16 protein-coding genes are annotated in these 15388 nt (G+C 70.8%); 8 read left to right on the forward strand and 8 right to left on the reverse strand.

Translation table 11 applies throughout. The features are described 5' to 3' along the window. Positions 1–50: 50 nt before the first annotated feature. Genes FXF68_RS26230 through FXF68_RS26245 form a run of 4 tightly spaced genes read left to right on the forward strand, consistent with a single transcriptional unit; the run spans position 51 to position 3554 of the window. Positions 51–1004, forward strand: a complete 954-nt coding sequence (locus FXF68_RS26230; protein WP_148763594.1) for an ABC transporter ATP-binding protein — start codon at positions 51–53, stop codon at positions 1002–1004. Next, on the forward strand, positions 1001–1879 hold the full coding sequence (locus tag FXF68_RS26235; RefSeq protein WP_148763596.1) for an ABC transporter permease: 879 nt from the start codon (positions 1001–1003) through the stop codon (positions 1877–1879). Before FXF68_RS26230 ends, FXF68_RS26235 begins: the two co-directional genes overlap by 4 nt. Continuing rightward, positions 1876–2841 carry an ABC transporter ATP-binding protein gene (locus FXF68_RS26240; RefSeq protein WP_148763598.1) on the forward strand — a complete coding sequence of 322 codons (966 nt, stop codon included), beginning with the start codon at positions 1876–1878 and terminating at the stop codon, positions 2839–2841. The genes FXF68_RS26235 and FXF68_RS26240 overlap by 4 nt, the downstream gene beginning before the upstream one ends. Further along, entirely contained in the window at positions 2838–3554 is a 717-nt protein-coding gene (locus FXF68_RS26245) for an ABC transporter permease (RefSeq protein WP_148763600.1), read from the forward strand. Before FXF68_RS26240 ends, FXF68_RS26245 begins: the two co-directional genes overlap by 4 nt. 78 nt (positions 3555–3632) lie before the next feature. Here the strand turns inward: FXF68_RS26245 and FXF68_RS26250 are convergent, their stop codons facing one another. The 4 genes from FXF68_RS26250 to FXF68_RS26265 form a co-directional block, all read right to left on the reverse strand. Beyond that, positions 3633–4178 carry a hypothetical protein gene (locus FXF68_RS26250; protein ID WP_148763602.1) on the reverse strand — a complete coding sequence of 182 codons (546 nt, stop codon included), beginning with the start codon at positions 4176–4178 and terminating at the stop codon, positions 3633–3635. 327 nt (positions 4179–4505) lie between these two features. After that, on the reverse strand, positions 4506–5591 hold the full coding sequence (locus FXF68_RS42575) for a hypothetical protein (RefSeq protein ID WP_187438118.1): 1086 nt from the start codon (positions 5589–5591) through the stop codon (positions 4506–4508). Between the two features lie 87 nt (positions 5592–5678). Beyond that, a complete protein-coding gene (locus FXF68_RS26260; protein ID WP_148763604.1) occupies positions 5679–6083 on the reverse strand; it encodes a hypothetical protein in 405 nt (134 codons plus the stop codon). 127 nt (positions 6084–6210) lie between these two features. After that, positions 6211–6879, reverse strand: a complete 669-nt coding sequence (locus tag FXF68_RS26265) for a hypothetical protein (protein WP_148763606.1) — start codon at positions 6877–6879, stop codon at positions 6211–6213. Between the two features lie 428 nt (positions 6880–7307). On the opposite strand from FXF68_RS26265, the gene FXF68_RS26270 reads away from it, so the two are divergent. Continuing rightward, positions 7308–8210, forward strand: coding sequence for a tyrosine-type recombinase/integrase (locus tag FXF68_RS26270; protein ID WP_187438119.1), 903 nt, complete (start codon positions 7308–7310; stop codon positions 8208–8210). A gap of 68 nt (positions 8211–8278) precedes the next feature. On the opposite strand, the gene FXF68_RS26275 is transcribed toward FXF68_RS26270, so the two are convergent. Together FXF68_RS26275 and coaA are read right to left on the reverse strand one after the other, a co-directional pair. Beyond that, positions 8279–9472, reverse strand: a complete 1194-nt coding sequence (locus FXF68_RS26275) for an agmatinase family protein (RefSeq protein WP_148763610.1) — start codon at positions 9470–9472, stop codon at positions 8279–8281. Positions 9473–9593: 121 nt separating this feature from the next. Next, positions 9594–10535: a type I pantothenate kinase gene (gene coaA / locus FXF68_RS26280; RefSeq protein WP_148763612.1), complete on the reverse strand. Its 942-nt coding sequence runs from the start codon at positions 10533–10535 to the stop codon at positions 9594–9596. A gap of 122 nt (positions 10536–10657) precedes the next feature. Here coaA and glmS point away from each other — a divergent pair, with 122 nt between their 5' ends. From glmS to FXF68_RS26295, 3 genes are all read left to right on the forward strand, one after another. Further along, positions 10658–12502 carry a glutamine--fructose-6-phosphate transaminase (isomerizing) gene (gene glmS / locus FXF68_RS26285; protein ID WP_148763614.1) on the forward strand — a complete coding sequence of 615 codons (1845 nt, stop codon included), beginning with the start codon at positions 10658–10660 and terminating at the stop codon, positions 12500–12502. A gap of 165 nt (positions 12503–12667) precedes the next feature. Continuing rightward, a complete protein-coding gene (locus FXF68_RS26290) occupies positions 12668–13633 on the forward strand; it encodes an ABC transporter ATP-binding protein (protein WP_148763616.1) in 966 nt (321 codons plus the stop codon). 7 nt (positions 13634–13640) lie between these two features. Further along, complete coding sequence (locus FXF68_RS26295; RefSeq protein WP_148763618.1) at positions 13641–14615, forward strand: ABC transporter permease; 975 nt, start codon at positions 13641–13643, stop codon at positions 14613–14615. A 97-nt stretch (positions 14616–14712) separates the two neighbouring features. Here the strand turns inward: FXF68_RS26295 and FXF68_RS26300 are convergent, their stop codons facing one another. Continuing rightward, positions 14713–14976 (reverse strand): DUF397 domain-containing protein, encoded by a 264-nt coding sequence (locus FXF68_RS26300; RefSeq protein WP_246178936.1) that lies wholly within the window; start codon positions 14974–14976, stop codon positions 14713–14715. A gap of 190 nt (positions 14977–15166) precedes the next feature. Further along, a complete protein-coding gene (locus FXF68_RS26305; protein ID WP_148763621.1) occupies positions 15167–15385 on the reverse strand; it encodes a DUF397 domain-containing protein in 219 nt (72 codons plus the stop codon). Positions 15386–15388 lie beyond the last annotated feature (3 nt).

Raw genomic sequence — 15388 nt, forward strand, 5'->3', positions numbered from 1 at the left:
TGGCACCTCAGGGTGACGTGCCGCGCCGTCCCGGCCACTAGGTTCGGAACATGCCGATCATCGCCACCCAGGGGCTGACGATGAGGTTCCCCCGGGTGACCGCCCTGGACGACCTCTCCGTGGCCGTCGAGCCGGGCGTCGTCGGACTGGTCGGCGCCAACGGCGCCGGCAAGTCGACGCTCATCAAGATCCTCCTCGGGCTGCTGCCGCCGACCTCCGGCACCGCGACCGTCCTCGGCCTCGACATCGCGCGCGAGGGCCTGCGGATCCGGGAGACCGTCGGGTTCATGCCCGAGTACGAATGCCTGCCGCCGGACGTGTCCGCGACGGAGTTCGTCGTCCACATGGCCCGGATGTGCGGGCTTCCGCCCACCGCGGCCCGCGAACGCGCCGCCGACACGCTCCGGCACGTCGGCCTGTACGAGGAGCGCTACCGTCCCATCGGGGGCTACTCCACCGGGATGCGCCAGCGGGTGAAGCTCGCGCAGGCCCTCGTCCACGACCCGAAGCTCGTCTTCCTGGACGAGCCCACCAACGGCCTCGACCCGGCCGGACGCGACGAGATGCTCGACCTGATCCGGCGCATCGGCGCCGAGTTCGGGATCAGCGTCCTCGTCACGTCCCACCTGCTGGGCGAGCTGGAGCGGGTCTGCGACCACGTCGTCATCATCGACGGCGGCAAGCTGCTGCGCTCGCAGGCCGTCGAGGCGTACACGACCGCGAGCGGCGTCCTCACCGTCGAGGTGGACGAGGGACGCGACACCCTCGGCCAGCACCTCTACGACAAAGGCGTCGCCGTCCACCCGGAGGGCCGGTTCCTCGTCGTCGACATCGCCGGTGAGAACACCTACGACCTGATCCGGGACGGCGTCGCCGACCTCGGGCTGCGGCTGATCCGGATGGAGCAGCGCCGCCACCACATCGAGGAGGTCTTCCAGACCGGCCCCGAGCCGCCCGGTGGGCCGCCCGCGACCGGAGTCGTCCCGCAGGAGGCGTCCCGATGAGCATCAGCACGATCCATGACATCGGGTACCGGCACTACGAGGGGCGGCGGAGCGGCCGCGCCTACGTGCTGCGGTCCCTGTACGTGCACAACCTGCGCGCCGCGTTCGGCCTCGGCAGGCCCGCCCGCGCCAAGATCATGCCGTTCCTGGTGGCGGCGCTGATGCTGCTGCCCGCGATCGGGTCGGTCGCGGCGTTCGCGGTCACCGACCAGGAGGACGCGCTGATCCGCTACGCCTCCTACGCGAACATCATGCAGGTCATCGTGGCGATCTTCCTGGCGACGCAGGCGCCGGTGCTGGCCTCGCGGGAGATCCGGTTCCACGTGATCCCGCTGTACTTCTCGCGTCCGGTGGGGCATCTCGACTTCGTCCTCGCGAAGGCCGCCGCGCTCGCGACCGCGCTGTTCGCGCTGATGGCCGTGCCGGTCACCGTCCTGTACGTCGGCGGGCTCGTCGCGAAGGCGCCCGACTCCGGCGAGCAGCTGCTCCGGTACCTCGGCGCGCTCGTCGGCTGCGTTTTGTACGCGCTCGTCCTCTCGGCGATCGGGATGGTGGTCGCGGCGTTCACGCCCCGGCGCGGGTTCGGCGTCGCCGCCGTCATCGCGGTCTTCATGCTGAGCACCGCCTTCGTCGGCGCCGTGCAGGGCATCGCGGAGGCGAACACGAACTTCACCCTCCAGGGCTGGATCGGGCTCGGGACGCCGTTCAACCTGGTGGACATCGTCCAGGTGCGCCTGCTCGGCGCGCGGTCGTCCTCGCCCGGCATCGCGCCCGGCGTCGCCGGCGGCGTGGTCGCGCTGGCGGAGTGCGCGGTCATCGTCGTCGGCTCGGTCGCGGTGCTGTACCGCAGGTTCCGGAAGGCGGGCCTCTCATGAATGAGCGAAGCGAACCGGGGGGTGTGGGGGGTCGTCCCCCCACGGGTGGAAAGAGTGAGTTGATCCTCGACAAGGTGTCCCGCTGGTACGGGAACGTCGTCGCCGTCAACGGCGTGTCGATGCGGGTCGGGCCCGGCGTCACCGGGCTGCTCGGGCCGAACGGCGCGGGCAAGTCGACGCTCATCCACATGATGGGCGGGTTCCTCGCGCCGTCGTCCGGCTCCGTCACCCTGGACGGGACGCCGATCTGGCAGAACCCGGACGTGTACCGCCGGCTCGGGCTCGTCCCGGAGCGGGAGGCGGCCTACGACTTCCTCACCGGCGAGCAGTTCATCGTCGCGATGGCGAAGCTGCACAAGTTGCCCGACCCGGCCGCCGCGGCGCGCCGCGCCATCGGGCTCGTCGAGATGGACTACGCGGCCGGGCGCCCGATCGGGAACTACTCCAAGGGCATGAAGCAGCGGATCAAGATGGCGTCCGCGCTGGTGCACGACCCGCCCGTCCTGCTGCTGGACGAGCCGTTCAACGGCATGGACCCGCGGCAGCGCCTCCAACTCATGGACCTCATCCGCCGGATGGCCGACGAGGGCCGCACCATCCTGTTCTCCTCGCACATCTTGGAGGAGGTGGAGCGGCTCGCCAGCCACATCGAGGTGATCGTCGCGGGCCGGCACGCCGCGTCCGGCGACTTCCGCAAGATCCGGCGGCTGATGACCGACCGGCCGCACATCTTCCTCGTCCGCTCGTCCGACGACCGCGCGCTCGCCGCCGCGATCATCGCGGACGGGTCGGCCCGCAGCGTCCAGCTCACCGACAAGGGCCTGCAGATCGAGGCGGTGGACTTCCAGCGCTTCACCTGGCTGCTCCCGCGCGTGTCGCGGGACGCCGACGTCCGGCTGTGGGAGGTCTCCCCGGCGGACGAGTCCTTGGAAAGCGTCTTTTCTTACCTGGTGGCGCGATGAATGCGACGATTGCGATGATCACGTTCCGGGCGATGCTCGGGCGGAGGCGGGCGCTGCTGCTGCTCGGGCTGCCGCTCGTGATGCTCGTCCTGGCCGTCGTGCTGCGCGCGACCGGGAACGACGACCTGGACGTGTCCACGGAGGTCCTCCAGAAGGTCGCGCTCGCGGCGCTGCTGCCGCTGCTCGCGCTGATCGCCGGGACCGGGGTGATCGGGCCGGAGATCGACGACGGCCAGATCATGTACGTGCTGACGAAGCCGATCCCGCGCCAGGTGGTCGTGCTGACCAAGCTGGCGGTCGCGATCGTGCTGGTGACGGCGTTCGCGGTCGTCCCGACGCTGCTCGCGGCGTTCGTCCTGACCGGCACCACGGCGGGGCTGACGCCCGCGTTCACGATCGGCGTCCTGGTCGGCGGCGTCGCCTACAGCGCGGTGTTCGTGGCGCTCGCGGTCATGAGCCGCAACGCCGTCACGATCGGCCTGCTCTACGCGCTCGTGTGGGAGTCGCTGCTCGGCAGTTTCGCGCCGGGCGCCAAGCAGGCGTCCATTCAGCAATGGGCGATGTCGGTCACCGACAAGCTGACGAGCGCCTCGCCGGTCGAGTCGACGGTGAGCCTGCCGGTGGCGATCACGCTGCTGGTGGCCGTCACCGTCGTCGGGACGTTCCTCGCCGCCTTCCGGCTCCGCTCCCTGACCGTCGCGAGCGCCGAATAGAAAAAAGGGCATGCCGAATTCGGCCGATCTCCCCCTCCGGAGGTCGGCCGAATTCATTTCCGGTTCACTCTCCGGGGATCAGATCTTCGTGGCGGAGTAGGACACGAACGTGTGCCAGGGGGCGTTCAGCGTGAAGTAGCCCACCGTCCGGTCCTGGCAATTGCTGTAGACGTGGTAGACGTAGCCTTTCGCCTGCTGCATCTCCCAGCCCTGGGACGCGGTCATCTTGTAGCCCTTGCGGATCTTGACGGTGTCCGCGTACCCCTTCTTGACCGTGGACTCCTTGTCGAGCCCGGCGTTCACCTTCGCCTTGACCTCGCCGAAGACGAAGGCGTTGAAGGACGCCTCGATCCCGCCCGAGACCGAGTACTTCAACTTGGTCGTCCGCTCGAAGTGGACCTTGCGCGTGATGGTGTCGCGCGTGCGGTTGTAGAGGACGTCGGTCTCGTTGACCTTCTTGAACTTCTTCTTCGTGACGATCTTGGCGACGTTGTGCGGGTCGCAGACGGGGCCGGAGTGCCGGGCCGGGGCCGCCGGCGCGGCGGAGGCGGAGGGGACGGCGACGGCGAACGTCGACAGGGACATTCCGGCGGCGACCACCACTGCCATTGCCTTGGTATGCATATTCACCTTTCCAGGACTGCGGGTTCCGGGGGTATTCCCGGTCCCTGACTAACTGACGGCGTCAGGATAACCACGCGTTCGAGCAAAAAGAAAGGGCTCCGAGCACAGACCCAAACTGGGTATGCAAAGGGTTGACGAGCGAATAATTCAATCTTCAACGAGACATTCAACAAAGGTGTCCCATTGTGGCGGAGAAATGTCCTTTTAGAGCGCGCCAAATGCATCGGGCAGATTGCTTTTCCAGGTGGACTGGGGGCCTTAGGGGTGGCGGCGGCGGCCTGCGGTGGGCCGCCGCCGCGATGAATTTTTTTCTGCCCGCCGCCGTGCTCAGGTGAAGAGGTCGATGTCCAGCGCGTAGGCGACCAGGCTCATCGGGTTCGCCAGCGAGAAGGCCGGCGTACCGGCGAACAGCAGGCCGACGGGCTCCCTGTCCTGCCACGTCCAGACGCAGGAGCCGGAGTCGCCGCCGGCGCCGAACGGGCCGTCCCCGAGTGGCTCGACGACCACCTGATCGGCGAAGAACGCCTGCCCGGCGGTCCCGTAGTCGATCACGCCCGACCAGCGCACGCCCGTGACGATGCCCCGGGTGAGCTGTGTCGTCCGGCCCGTCTTGCCCACGATCATGCCGAGCGCGGGCGTCTCGATCTCCGAGCCGATGCGGAACCGCCGGACCCCCTCGGCGGTCTGGACGCCGAGCTCGGGCGTCACCCGGTCGGGCCAGCACCAGGCCGTGGCGCAGTCCACGAGGTTCGTGCCGCCCGCGAAGTCGATCGGCACGAAGCTCTCCAGGGCGGCGATCTGGTCGGCCGGGCACGTCCCGCCGTCGGCGGGCGCGGGCTGGCAGACGCAGTCCCCGCCCGCGGCGCGGTTCGAGTCGGCGAACACGTGGTTGTTGCCGAGGGCGAGGAGCATGTCGTCGCGCGGCTGCTCCCTGCCGGTGGCGAGGCAGCCGAGGGTGCCGTCCAGGACGGCGGGGTGCGCGGCCGAGAACCCGCCCGGCGCCGGACGGACGAGCGCCCGGTTGGACAGCGCGTCCACGACCCCGCCCGCGACGACGCGCATCGGCACGTCGGCGGCGGCGCGGACGCCCATGCCGTCCACGACCGCCGTCCGCACCCGGTCGGCCGACGCCGGCTCCGCGACGTACACGGTGAGGATCGGCTCGCCGGGCGTCCCGCCGTCGTGCGGGTCGCCCAGCCCGATCGCCACGCCCTGCACGTTCCCGGCGTCCCCGGTCCCGCCGGGCAGCGCGTTCCAGGACGCGGCCCGGTCCTGGACGCCGCTCCGGATGGCCGCGCCGATCTCGTCGCGGACGTCCAGGACGGCCCCGGAGACGGCGGCGGCCCCGGACGCGGCCCCCGGCGGCGGCTGGAAGTACACCCTGGGATCCTCGGCCGCGAAATCCGTGCGCATGCCTTCCGGCGGGGGGATGAACCCCCGGCCGCCCGAACTGTTATTGCTCATGATTCAACGCCTTTCTCAAATATGTGGGATCCCGGCCTACGGGACGATGATGTAGACGCAACCGGGATCGCTGCTCGCGCTCAGCCTCAATGCGTTCTGCACGGCGGCGGTCACCGAGTCGGCCCGCCGGCGCGGATCGTCGTCCCGGTCGTCGGAATTCAGGCTGTCCGCGACGCACACCACCGCGTAGGTCGCGTTTCCGCCCTTGGCGGCCAGTTGCCGTCCGCGCCCATAATTCGTGCCGACGTTGTCGACGACGTCGAAGCCGGTCCCCTGGTTGTCTATGCGGACGGGATTGCGTCCGGTCGGCGGGATCACGTTTCCGCCGTCCCGCCACAGGTCCGCGAACTCGATGTCCGCGGCCTGGTCGTTGATCTGCCGCCGGACGGCCCGGTTCGTCCGGTCGAGGGTGTGCGGCCTGCCTTGCAACAACTGCACCATCGCGTTTCTCCTTTTCAGGCTGTGCTCGTGCCGGGGGAGCGTGCGTCCCCGCGCGGGCGCGCGGGGACGCCGCCCGGTCAGTGCCGGTCAGTGCTGGTCAGTGCTGGTTAGCGCCCGCCGAAGGCGGTCACGGCCGCATCACCGCGGCGAGATCGGCCTCGGTGCTGCGCGAGACGTGCCAGTTGTTCTCGTCGTCCAGGACGGCGGTCAGGTCGGCGACGCCCGTCGCGTACGACAGGACCTCGGTCTGCGTGAGCGTGGCCACGTCGACCATCTGGCTCTGCTTGAGGCTCCCGGCGACGATGTAGTAGGTGGGGTGCAGGGTCGCGATGTACTGCAGGTTCGGGCCCGCGTCGACGACGCAGGCGGGCAGCCCGTTCAGGGTGATGCCGAGCGAGCTCGGCTGGACGCTCGGCTTCGGGACCGCCCGCGTGCTCTCGATGTAGAGCTGGTCGTGGTTCGGCGCGGGCGTGTGGGTCGCGTACGAGAGCTCGAAGTCGCCGTTGGTGTAGTCGAAGGTGGCGGCGCACAGGGACGACGAGGTCGGGTCGGCGGGGATGCCGCCGTTCGCGCGCCACTGGTAGTCCTTGGCGATGCCGCTCGCCGACCACGCGAAACCCCAGGTGACGTCCCAGGTGAAGGTGTACCGGTTGCCCGGGTGGATCACCTGGGTGAGCCACGCGGTGCTGAGGGCGCCGCCGGCCCTCGCCTCGGGCAGTTCCGCCACGACCGAGAACGCCGGGCTGCCCTTCGCCAGCTCGGAGTCGTTGACGACGGTCAGACTGTAGGTGGCCATCAGTTCGCCTTTCTCGTGAGCGCGGCGACAGAGCGCCTTTGTGCGTCTCCAGGTGATCGTCCGCGCGGGCGCAGGCGCGGTTATTTCATGCGTTATTGCGTGCTCCGCGAATTGCGCCGGGCTTTTCAGCCGGTCCTCACGGTACGCAGCGGATTCCATTGTGGAGAACCAGGGGACGGTAAAGTAATGGCCATGGCAGTTCCGGCCGGTCCGGCTCCGGGATGATGTGACAGGGAATATTCAATTCCCTGTCGTAAGCCGCCGCAAAATGTCCGGAGACGGGGTCGCGATGTGTCGTCGCAGCCATTTCCCGGTGTCCGAGGTTTCCTCCGGTGAGGGGCCGGGCACGCTTTCACGACGGTGACCTCGGCCGCCCGTGCGGGCTTTATCGGCGAGGTCCCTTTTCGTCACGACCCGGAGGTGGAGCGGTGTGCCCGACGGCGGAGACGAGCACGCCCGCGGGCGTCTCGGTGGCGGCCGGCGTCTCGGTGGAGGCGGCGGCGGAGCGGTTCCTGCGCCGCCGCGACCTCGACCCCGACACCCTGCGGACCTATGCGCAGACGATGCGGTGGCTGCGCCGCGAGTTCGGCGACGGCGCGCCGCTCCGCCGGATGACCGCCGACCGCGTCGCCGCCGCGTTCCACGCCGCGTGGGGCGGCGCCGCCGCCCGGACCTGGAACCGGCACCGCGCCGCGCTGCGCTCGTTCACGACCTGGGCGGCGCGGCGCGGCTGGGACCTCGGTGACCCGGCCGCCGGGATCGCGCGGCGGCCCGAGCCGCGCGGCCGGGCCCGCGTCCTCGACCGGCGGCACGTCGCCGCGCTGCTGGAGCGGCCCGACGTCCCGCCGCGCGACCGGACGCTCTGGCGGGTGCTGTACGAGTCGGCGGCGGGCGCCGACCGGGTCCTCTCGCTCGACGTCACCGACCTCGACCTGGCCGCGAACCGCGCCCGCGCCACCAAGGACGGCGTGCTCCGCTGGGTGCGCTGGCAGCCCGCCACCACCCGCCGGCTGGCCGAGCTGGCGGCGGGCCGTCCGTGCGGGCCGCTGTTCCTCACCGCGCGGCGGCCCGCGCCCGCCCGCATGCCGGACCCCGCCGACCTGTGCCCGGTGACGGGCCGCGCCCGGCTCTCCTACGAGCGGGCCGCGTACCTGTTCAAGCGGGCGACGCGCGACCTCGACCCGGACGGGCGCGGCTGCACGCTCCACCAACTCCGCCACTCACGACTCACCCACCTGGGCGAGGACGGCTGGACGGCGGCGATGCTCATGGACCTCTCCGGCCACGACGACATCCGAAGCCTCGCCCCCTACGCCGACCGGCCGCAGTAGCGACCCTGGAGTCCCTCGCCGGCCCCGTCGGCGCGCACAGCCGTGTGCAGGGACGACGGCGCCGGGCGTCAGGCGTCGCTGTCCGGTGCCGCGTTCCGGCGCTCCTCGATCTCGCGGGCGCGGGGGGTCTGCGGGGTGCCGTCGCGGTCCCGGCCGAGCCTGCCCGACGCGACCGACGACGCCAGCACCTCGCAGATCAGCCGGACGCCGAGGAGGCTCGTCACGTCCGACTGGTCGTAGGGCGGCGACACCTCGACGACCTCCATGCCGAGGAGCCCCTCGGCGGCGAACCGGCGGACGAGTTTCAGCACCTCGCGCGGGTAGAGGCCGCCGGGCTCCGGCCAGCCCGTCCCCGGCGCGAAGCCGGGGTCGACGGCGTCGATGTCGAACGACAGGTACACGCCCTCGGCGCCGCCGCCCCAGGCGACCTCAAGGGCGAGGTCGGCGGCCCTCTCCACGCCGAGCCGCTCGACGTCCTCGGCGGTCATGACGAGGGAGCCGCCGTCGCGGGCGGGGCCGACGCCGGGCCGCGGGACCTGCCAGCCGCCGATCCCGATCTGGACGAGGTTCCCGAGGTCGAAGTGGTGCTCGTGCGCGGCCCAGTACCAGGGCGTGGTGTGCATCCGCTCGTCCAGGTCGCGCCTCTGGGTGTCCAGGTGCCGGTCGAAGTGCAGGACGCCGATCTTCCTGCCGAAGGCGTTCATCACGCCCCTGGCCGTGGGGAAGCCGATCGAGTGGTCGCCGCCGAGCACCACGGGGAACGTCCCGTGCGCGACGAGGTGCTCGACGCCCTTGGTGATCTGGTCGAACGCCTTCTCGATGTTCGCCGGGGTGATGAAGACGTCGCCGACGTCCACGATGTCGAGCTGTTCGCGGAGATCGATGCCCTTCTCGAAGTAGTAGGGCGAGTAGAGGGAGGAGATGCGCCGCATCGCCTCGGGCCCGAACCGGGGCCCCGGACGGTACGTCGCGCCGGTGTCGAGCGGCGCGCCGACGACGGCGACCTCGTGTTCGCCGACGCGGTTGACGTCCTCCAGATACGGCGCCTTCAGGAACGTGTTGATGCCGGAGAAGTGCGGAAGCTCGCCCCGCTGGAAGGTGGAGGCGAGCTCCTTGTCCTCGATGGAGTCGGCCGGGGGCAGGCCGAGCCGGTGCATGCGGCGGAGCTCCTCCCGGTAGCGCTTGTCGGTGAGCTTCGCCTCCAGGTGCTTGGCCTTCTCGCCCTCCAGCCCCGCGCGCGGGTCGTCCTCGCCGCCGCCCATGGCACCGCCTCCCGCTCGGGTGATCGCGCTCCAGCGCCGTACTGCCCGATGGGCGTGCCGCTAGAGCAAAGAGCGAGTAGGGCTTTCCCAGGTCAGAGGCCGGGTCAGATGCGGTGCCGGGTCAGATGCGGCGGAGGCGGACGCGCTGGACGGCGTGCTCGCGGTCCTTGTGCAGGACGAGCGTCGCCCGCGCCCGCGTCGGCAGGATGTTGGACACGAGGTTGATCTCGTTGACGTCCCGCCACACGCCGTGGGCGAACGCGGCGGTCTCGTCCTCGTCCAGCTCGTTCGCGTACTTGTGGAAGTAGGAGCGCGGGTCGGTGAACGCGGTGCGGCGCAGCGCGAACAGCCGGTCGACGTACCACTGCCGGATGTCCTCGACCCGCGCGTCCACGTAGATCGAGAAGTCGAAGAAGTCGGACACGCCGAGCGTCCCGGGCGGCGGCGCCTGGAGCACGTTCAGCCCCTCGACGATCAGGATGTCCGGCCGCGCGACGGTCTGCTCCGCGTCCGGGACGATGTCGTACTCCAGGTGCGAGTACACCGGGATCCGCGCGTGCTCCGCGCCCGACTTGATCGACGACACGAACCGGACGAGCGCCCGCCGGTCGTACGACTCGGGGAAGCCCTTCCGGTCGAGGATGCCGCGCTCGGACAGCACGGAGTTCGGGTAGAGGAAGCTGTCGGTGGTCACGAGTTCCACGGACGGGTGCTCGGGCCATCGGGCGAGCAGCGTCCGCAGCAGCCGCGACGTCGTCGACTTGCCGACCGCGACGCTGCCCGCGACCCCGATGATGAACGGGGTGGGGCGCACCTCGCCGCCGAGGAAGTCGCTGACGGTGTCGCGCAGCCGTCCGTCCGAGAGGAAGAAGAGGTTCAGCAGCCGCGACAGCGGCAGGTAGACCTCCTCGACCTCGGCGATGTCGATCGGGTCGCGCAGGCCGCGCAGTGCGTCCAGCTCACCGGGGGTGAGCGGGAGCGGCGTGTTCTCGCGCAGCCCCCGCCACGCCTCACGCGAGAGCTCCACGTAGGGGCTCGGGACGCTGTCCCATCCGCTCGTCATGATCTGACAGTAACGGGGTGTCCGGCCGGTCACGGGGTTTTAACCCGCCGTCCATCTCCGTGCCATCCGGCTACGTCCCTTGCGGGTGGGCCCTGGACGGGACACCGAATAGAGTTGCGGCCATGTGCGGAATCGTGGGGTACGTAGGTGCGAAGCCGGCGCTTGACGTGGTCGTCGAGGGTCTGGCGCGGCTTGAGTACCGCGGCTACGACTCGGCCGGGGTGGCCGTGCTGGCCGACGGGAAGCTGGCGACGGCGAAGCGCGCGGGCAAGCTCGGCAACCTCCGCGGCGCGCTGGAGGAGGAGCCGCCGCCCGCCGGGACGCTCGGCATGGGCCACACCCGGTGGGCGACGCACGGCCCGCCGAACGACCGCAACGCGCACCCGCACGTCGACTGCACCGGCTCCGTCGCGGTGATCCACAACGGGATCATCGAGAACTTCGCCGAGCTGCGCGCCGAGCTGGAGGAGGCCGGGCACGGGCTCGGCTCCGACACCGACACCGAGGCCGTCGCGCACCTGCTGGAGGACGAGCTGAAGGCGGGCGGCGGCCTCGCCGAGGCGCTGCGCCGCGTCTGCCGCCGGCTGGAGGGCGCGTTCACGCTGGTCGCGGTGCACACCGGCGACCCGGACGTCGTGGTCGGCGCCCGCCGCAACTCGCCGCTCGTCGTCGGCGTCGGGGACGGCGAGAACTTCCTCGCCAGCGACGTCTCCGCGTTCATCGCGCACACCCGCGACGCGATCGAGCTCGGCCAGGACCAGGTGGTCGAGCTGCGCGCGGGCGGCGTGCAGGTCACCGACTTCGAGGGACGTCCCGCCGAGGTGCAGGAGTACCACGTCGACTGGGACGTCTCCGCCGCGGAAAAAGGCGGCTACGACTACTTCATGCTCAAGGAGATCGCGGAGCAGCCGCGCGCGGTCGCCGACACGCTGCTCGGCCGGATCGGCTCGGACGGCCGCCTCCGCCTGGACGAGATGCGCATGTCCGACCGCGAGCTGCGCGAGGTCGACAAGATCATCGTGGTGGCCTGCGGGACGTCCTACCACGCCGGGCTGATCGCCAAGTACGCGATCGAGCACTGGGCCGGGCTGCCCTGCGAGGTGGAGCTGGCGAGCGAGTTCCGCTACCGCGACTCGATCCTGTCCCCGACGACGCTGGTCATCGCGATCTCCCAGTCGGGCGAGACGATGGACGCGCTGATGGCCGTCCGGCACGCCCGCGAGCAGAAGGCCAAGCTGCTCGGCATCTGCAACGTGAACGGGTCGACGCTGCCGCGCGAGTGCGACGGCGTCCTGTACACGCACGCCGGGCCGGAGATCGCGGTCGCGTCCACGAAGGCGTTCCTGACGCAGCTCGTCGCCGTCTACCTCATCGCCCTCTACATCGCGCAGGTGCGCGGCACCAAGTGGGGCGACGAGGTGTTCGCCATGGTGCAGCTCCTGGAGCGGATGCCGGAGAAGGTGGAGAAGGTCCTCGAGACGATGGAGCCCGTCCGGGAGCTGGCGCGGTCGCTCGCTGGCGAGCGGTGCGTGCTGTTCCTCGGGCGGCACGTCGGGTTCCCGGTCGCGCTGGAGGGCGCGCTGAAGCTCAAGGAGCTGGCGTACATGCACGCCGAGGGCTTCGCCGCCGGGGAGCTGAAGCACGGGCCGATCGCGCTGATCGAGAAGGACCTGCCGGTCGTGGTGGTCGTCCCGCCGCGGGCGCGGGCCGTCCTGCACGACAAGATCGTGTCGAACATCCAGGAGATCCGGGCGCGCGGCGCGCGGACGATCGTGATCGCCGAGGAGGGCGACGAGTCGGTCGGCCCGTACGCGGACACGCTGATCAGCGTCCCGGCGGTGCCGACGCTGCTGCAGCCGCTGGTGACGACGGTGCCGCTGCAGGTGTTCGCGTGCGAACTGGCCACGGCGAAGGGCCACGACGTGGACCAGCCGCGCAACCTGGCAAAGTCGGTAACAGTCGAGTAGCCCTGAGAAAAGCAGGCCCCTCCCACCCGGGGGCGGACCCGCTACCTCCATCGTCAACCCCCCCCGCTCAGCCCGTGAACCCGAACCCGGGAATGTGGATAACCCCGGAACTTTCCGTCCGCCGGGATCGTCCGATGAAGATCGGAACGGGCCCCGGGAGGCGGCGTGGCGGGAGACGATGACTGGGCGGGGAGCGGGGATCTCGGGGTCGAGGCGTACGGGGTCACGCGGAGCTTCGGCTCGGTGCAGGCGCTCGGCGGCCTCGCCATCACCGTCCCGTACGGGCAGGTCACGGCCCTGGTCGGGCCGAACGGCGCGGGCAAGACGACGCTGCTGCTGATCCTCGCGACCCTGCTCAAACCCGATTCCGGGACGGTGCGGATCGCGGGCCACGACGCGCTCATGTACCCGGCGCGGGCCCGCGACGCGCTCGGCTGGATGCCCGACACGTTCGGCGTCTACGACCAGCTCACCGTCGACGAGTACCTCGCGTTCTTCGCCGACGCCTACGAGCTGCCGAAGGACGAGGCCCCGCGCCGCATCCGGGCGCTGCTCAGCCTCGTCCACCTGGAGGACAAGCTCGGGCAGCCCGTCCACGCGCTGTCGCGCGGGCAGAAGCAGCGCCTCGGCCTGGCGCGGGCGCTCGTGCACCGGCCCCGCGTCCTGCTGCTCGACGAGCCCGCGTCCGGCCTCGACCCGCGCTCCCGCATCGAGCTGCGCGACCTGCTGCGCTCGCTCGCAGCGGACGGCGTCGCCGTGCTCGTGTCGAGCCACATCCTCAGCGAGCTGGAGGAGATCGCAGACCGGGTCGTCCTGGTCGACCGGGGCCGCACTGCCGGCGACCACGCGATGGCGGACCTCGCGGCCGCGGCGGCGCGCGTCCGCTGGCGGGTCCGCTCCCTGGACCCGGACGGGCTGGCCGACGCCCTCGCCACCGCGCTGGACGGCCGGACGGGCCTCGAACCCGCCGCCGACCTGCCCGGCGCCATCGAGGTCGGCCCGCTCACCGAGGCCGAGGCGGCCGGGCTGCTCGCCGAGCTGGTCGCCAAGAAAGTGCCGGTCTGCGGGCTTACGCCCGCGGGCAGCGCGCTGGAGTCGGCGTACCTGGCGATGACCGAGAGTCGGAGGTGACCTCGCGATGACCGCGCGCGGAGCCGGGCTGGTGGCCCGGCAGGAGATCAGGACGCGGCTGCGGACCGGCCGCTGGAAGACGCTGCTCGCCGTCTGGTTCGTGATCGTCAACGGGCTCGGGCTGCTGTTCCGGCTCGCGCTGGAGGCGGACGGGACGTCCGACTTCGGCTCGGAGGGCGTGCCGATGTTCGGCGGCGTCCTGCTCGGCGTGCTGGTGCTGACGCTGCTCGTCACCCCCGCGCTGAGCGGCCAGTCGATCAACGGCGACCGGGAGCGCGGGACGCTCGCCGCCCTCCAGGTCACCCGGCTCACGCCCGGCGACATCGCGCTCGGCAAGCTCGCCGCCGCCTGGGGGACGGGCCTGCTCACCCTCCTGCTGACGCTGCCGTGCGTGCTGTTCCCCGTGGCGGAGGGCGCGGTCGGGCCGGGCCGCGCGGCGGTCGTCCTCGCGGTCATGGCGCTGCTGATCGGCGTGGTGTGCGCGGTGTCGCAGGCGTGGTCGGCGCTGGTGGCGCGCAGCGTGACGTCCGTCCTGCTGTCGTACCTGACGGTGTTCGCGCTGCTGGTCGGGACGCCGCTGCTGTACGCGATCAGCCTCCCGCTCACCGCCGAGCACAGCGGCTCGGGCGACTCCGAAAGCACGGTGCACCACAGCGAGTGGGTCTGGTGGCTGCTGGCGCCGAACCCGGTGGTGGTGCTCGCCGACGCCGCGCCGCGGCTGCCGAAGCGTAAGATCATCGTCGGCGACCAGGTGTACGAGCGGGCGCCGGCGTCCGACCCGCTCGGCGAGCTGAGCCACGACGTGCGCGACGCCCGCAGGGGCCCCAATTACGGTTACTCGGATGAGGAGCGCGGCGGGAGCAGCGTCTGGCCGTACGGTCTGCTTTTCGACCTCGCGCTCGCCGGCGGGGCGTTGCGGCTGACCGCCGCCCGGCTCCGCACGCCCCTTTACCGGGTGCCGCGAGGCGTTCGCGTCGCGTGAAATGCGCACGCCATTGTGCGCAATTCTCGACCGTCTTGAGAATCTCAGTCCAGATGCAATTTGCAGAGAATGTTTCGGGGACGACCCGGCGGTGGGGTCAGGACTGGTCGAAACGTCCGCCCTTGGCATCCTCGATGAACTTGCGCCATTCGCCCAGGCCGAACGACAGATGCTCGGTGATGTCCTCGGTGTCCCGGACGGATATCGCGCCGACGTCGAGTCTCGCGACCTCGACACACCCATTCGTCGCGCCGCATCGGGCGCTCTTTCGCCATCGGGCGGGCGGTCTTCCCTGGAAACTCATGGCGGCTCCTGCCTCGAAAGTTGCATTGCCCGCGGCCGCGCTGCCGGTGCCAAGCACACGGTAACAAGATCGCAAAAAACTTCTGATCACACGCGGTCTGCACGGTGCACCTGTGGCGGAAGTGACGAAGAAGCAGCAGAGTTTCCGGTGTGCAGACCACGAGCCGAGTCCGATGCGGACCCGGCCCGTTCGCTGCGGCGTCCCGGGCGCCCTCGTGAGGCGTCAGACGGGACGAATCAGGCTCTCATCAGCCCAAATCGAATTCGCCTTTCTTGGCTCGATCGACGAACTCCCGCCACTCTCCCTGGGAGAACGACAGGACCGGGCTCTGCGCTCCGTGCTTGGCGTCGCGCGCCCCAATCGAATGGGACGAACCCGCCAATGTTGCGACTTCTACGCAGGTGTTGCTCGCCCCGCAGTGGGCGCTTCTCCGCCAACGCGGAGCAGAAGTGGCGAAAGGGGACACCAG

The sequence above is a fragment of the Actinomadura decatromicini genome, from assembly GCF_008121305.1.
Taxonomy (GTDB): domain Bacteria; phylum Actinomycetota; class Actinomycetes; order Streptosporangiales; family Streptosporangiaceae; genus Spirillospora; species Spirillospora syzygii.

What these genes read in the sequence shown, in the direction of transcription:
- glmS (WP_148763614.1), top strand. Translation starts at nt 10,658, where the DNA reads ATGTGCGGAATCGTGGGGTACGTAGGTGCGAAGCCGGCGCTTGACGTG.
- FXF68_RS26250 (WP_148763602.1), bottom strand. Translation starts at nt 4,178, where the DNA reads ATGCATACCAAGGCAATGGCAGTGGTGGTCGCCGCCGGAATGTCCCTG.
- FXF68_RS26265 (WP_148763606.1), bottom strand. Translation starts at nt 6,879, where the DNA reads ATGGCCACCTACAGTCTGACCGTCGTCAACGACTCCGAGCTGGCGAAG.
- FXF68_RS26245 (WP_148763600.1), top strand. Translation starts at nt 2,838, where the DNA reads ATGAATGCGACGATTGCGATGATCACGTTCCGGGCGATGCTCGGGCGG.
- FXF68_RS26240 (WP_148763598.1), top strand. Translation starts at nt 1,876, where the DNA reads ATGAATGAGCGAAGCGAACCGGGGGGTGTGGGGGGTCGTCCCCCCACG.
- FXF68_RS26295 (WP_148763618.1), top strand. Translation starts at nt 13,641, where the DNA reads ATGACCGCGCGCGGAGCCGGGCTGGTGGCCCGGCAGGAGATCAGGACG.
- FXF68_RS26275 (WP_148763610.1), bottom strand. Translation starts at nt 9,472, where the DNA reads ATGGGCGGCGGCGAGGACGACCCGCGCGCGGGGCTGGAGGGCGAGAAG.
- coaA (WP_148763612.1), bottom strand. Translation starts at nt 10,535, where the DNA reads ATGACGAGCGGATGGGACAGCGTCCCGAGCCCCTACGTGGAGCTCTCG.
- FXF68_RS42575 (WP_187438118.1), bottom strand. Translation starts at nt 5,591, where the DNA reads ATGCGCACGGATTTCGCGGCCGAGGATCCCAGGGTGTACTTCCAGCCG.
- FXF68_RS26230 (WP_148763594.1), top strand. Translation starts at nt 51, where the DNA reads ATGCCGATCATCGCCACCCAGGGGCTGACGATGAGGTTCCCCCGGGTG.
- FXF68_RS26235 (WP_148763596.1), top strand. Translation starts at nt 1,001, where the DNA reads ATGAGCATCAGCACGATCCATGACATCGGGTACCGGCACTACGAGGGG.
- FXF68_RS26260 (WP_148763604.1), bottom strand. Translation starts at nt 6,083, where the DNA reads ATGGTGCAGTTGTTGCAAGGCAGGCCGCACACCCTCGACCGGACGAAC.